Here is a 2,624-nt window from a genome sequence, read left to right as displayed (position 1 = left end):
GTGCAGCCGCTGCTGCCGGCGCCGGCGCGGAAGGCGCGGCAGCCAGGGGCAGGGCATTCTGGGAAGGGGGGGACCCGGCGTCGGCGCTGCTGGCAGCGGCCTTGGCGACGCGCGGCTTGCGCACGCGCTTTTCGGCGGGCGCGTCGGCGCTCCCGGGTTCGGAAGTAGTGATATCGGACAAGTGCTGGATTCCTCGCTGAAAGGTGCGAGCGCCCTGCAGGGGCGGCGAACGTTGGGAAGGGATTCTGGAAACGAACGTCATCCAGAAGATGCGGCGCGCGAATGCGGCCGGATGTGCCGACACTAACACCGGCTCGCGGCGGCGCGCAAGCCGGGTGGGGCAGGGTCATTCATGCGGGCGTGGGGCCCGCGGGGCAGCCGGGGACCGGCTGCCGGGGTACAGGTCAGGCCAGGGCCTTGTCCAGCAGACCCGCCAGCTGGGCCTTGCCGACCGCACCGATCTGCTGGGCCTTGACCTCGCCGTCCTTGAAGACAAGCAGCATCGGGATCGAACGCACGTGGTACTTCGCCGCCAGTTCGCGCTGTTCGTCGACGTTGACCTTGGCGATCTTGGCGCGCCCGTCATAGGCGTCGGCCAGCTCGTCCAGTGCCGGGGCAATCATCTTGCAGGGGCCGCACCACTCCGCCCAGAAATCGACCAGGACCGGTTCCTTGGAGTTCAGTACGGTGCTTTCGAAGTCAGCGCTGCTGACATGTACAACCTTGTCGCTCATCTTGGTCTCTCGTGTTGGAGTGCACCCGGCGGGGCCGGAGGGATGGATGCCTGGACGCTCACGGCCGGCAGTGTACCCCTATCGTCGCGGGGTGGCAGGCGCAGGGTGGAAAGAATCGTCCTGTGACCGTCATCGCGCTTTGCTGGGGCTGGCGGGAACGATATGTGGTGGGGGGCGGAAGGGTTCCAGCGTGGCGCGACCCGGTGTTCAACTGGGGGTTGGGGCGGTGAAGGGTGGGGCTCGCACCTTCACGAGGCAGCCACGCAGGGCGTGGCTCTACGTCTCACGAAGGGTTGCGACGGGTGGGGCGCGGCTTTGCGCTAAACTGGGGCATTGTGCGGCGCCCCGGGACCGGTTCGGTCCGGCCTCCGCCCTTCCCGGCGCAGGGCCCGCAGTGGCGACGGTGCCCCCCAAGATTGCAAGCCAGCCACCCGCGCTTCCGTCGGCTGGCCTTACCAAGACGGACTCATGAGCGACAAACCGCTGACCGATTTGACTTTCTCCTCCTTCGAGCTGCATCCGGCCCTGCAGGCGGGCCTTGAAGGCGCTGGTTTCACCCGCTGCACCCCGATCCAGGCGTTGACCCTGCCGGTGGCACTGCCCGGCGGCGACGTGGCCGGCCAGGCCCAGACCGGTACCGGCAAGACGCTGGCGTTCCTGGTCGCGGTGGTGAACCGCCTGCTGACCCGCCCGGCGCTGGCCGACCGCAAGCCGGAAGACCCGCGCGCGCTGATCCTGGCGCCGACCCGCGAACTGGCCATCCAGATCCACAAGGATGCGGTGAAGTTCGGCTCGGACCTGGGCCTGCGCTTCGCGCTGGTGTACGGCGGCGTGGATTACGACAAGCAGCGCGAACTGCTGCAGCAGGGCGTGGACGTGATCATCGCGACCCCCGGCCGCCTGATCGATTACGTCAAGCAGCACAAGGTCGTTTCGCTGCACGCCTGCGAGATCTGCGTGCTCGACGAAGCCGACCGCATGTTCGACCTGGGCTTCATCAAGGACATCCGCTTCCTGCTGCGCCGCATGCCCGAGCGCACCACCCGGCAGACCCTGCTGTTCAGCGCCACGCTCAGCCACCGCGTGCTGGAGCTGGCCTATGAACACATGAACGAGCCGCAGAAGCTGGTGGTGGAAAGCGAGTCGATCACCGCCGCGCGCGTGCGCCAGCGCATCTACTTCCCGGCCGACGAAGAGAAGATCCCGCTGCTGCTGGGCCTGCTGTCGCGCAGCGAAGGTGCGCGCACCATGGTCTTCGTCAACACCAAGGTCTTTGTCGAGCGCGTCGCGCGTTCGCTGGAAAAGGCCGGCTACCGTGTCGGCGTGCTGTCCGGCGACGTGCCGCAGAAGAAGCGTGAGAGCCTGCTCAACCGCTTCCAGAAGGGCCAGCTGGAAATCCTGGTGGCCACCGATGTGGCCGCGCGCGGCCTGCACATCGACGGCATCAAGTACGTCTACAACTACGACCTGCCGTTCGACGCTGAAGACTACGTGCACCGCATCGGCCGTACCGCCCGCCTGGGCGAGGAAGGCGATGCGATCAGCTTCGCCTGCGAGCGTTACGCGATGGGCCTGCCGGACATCGAGGCCTATATCGAACAGAAGATCCCGGTTGAAGCGGTGACCAGCGAGATCCTGACCGCGCTGCCGCGCCCGGAGCGCGCTCCGGCGGCGCCCGGCGAAGAAGGCGACGAGAACGAAAGCGTCGGCCAGATCTTCCGCGAGGCCCGCGAGGCGCGTGCGGCCGAAGAAGAGCGCCGCGGTGGTGGTCGTTCTTCCAGCGGCAGCCGCTCCGGTGGCGGTGCTGGCCGTGGCGAGCGCAGTGGTGAGCGCAGCGGCGAACGCCGTCCGCGTGGCCCGCGCAAGCCGCGCGTGGAAGGCGAGCAGGCG

Annotated in this window: 2 protein-coding genes and 1 pseudogene; 1 reads left to right on the top strand and 2 read right to left on the bottom strand. The window is 68.0% G+C overall.

Annotation, left to right across the window (positions count from 1 at the left end; translation table 11 throughout):
• Both RWO33_RS20110 and trxA read right to left on the bottom strand, forming a co-directional pair.
• A pseudogene (locus RWO33_RS20110) lies at window positions 1-181 on the bottom strand (transcription termination factor Rho); the annotation flags it as partial.
• 223 nt (window positions 182-404) lie between these two features.
• On the bottom strand, window positions 405-734 hold the full coding sequence (gene trxA / locus RWO33_RS20105) for a thioredoxin (protein WP_145478966.1): 330 nt from the start codon (window positions 732-734) through the stop codon (window positions 405-407).
• 468 nt (window positions 735-1,202) lie between these two features.
• Here trxA and rhlB point away from each other — a divergent pair.
• Window positions 1,203-2,624 (top strand): ATP-dependent RNA helicase RhlB (rhlB, locus tag RWO33_RS20100; RefSeq protein WP_314107222.1); only part of this gene is annotated, 1,422 nt, incomplete at its 3' end.

Source organism: uncultured Stenotrophomonas sp. (genome assembly GCF_963519925.1).
In the GTDB taxonomy this organism is placed as follows: domain Bacteria; phylum Pseudomonadota; class Gammaproteobacteria; order Xanthomonadales; family Xanthomonadaceae; genus Stenotrophomonas; species Stenotrophomonas maltophilia_AE.
Note: the sequence above shows the minus strand (reverse complement) of the source record. Positions and strands in the feature narration are given on the sequence as shown.

Coding starts and splice junctions, on each gene's coding strand:
- trxA (WP_145478966.1), bottom strand. CDS start 734: ATGAGCGACAAGGTTGTACATGTCAGCAGCGCTGACTTCGAAAGCACC.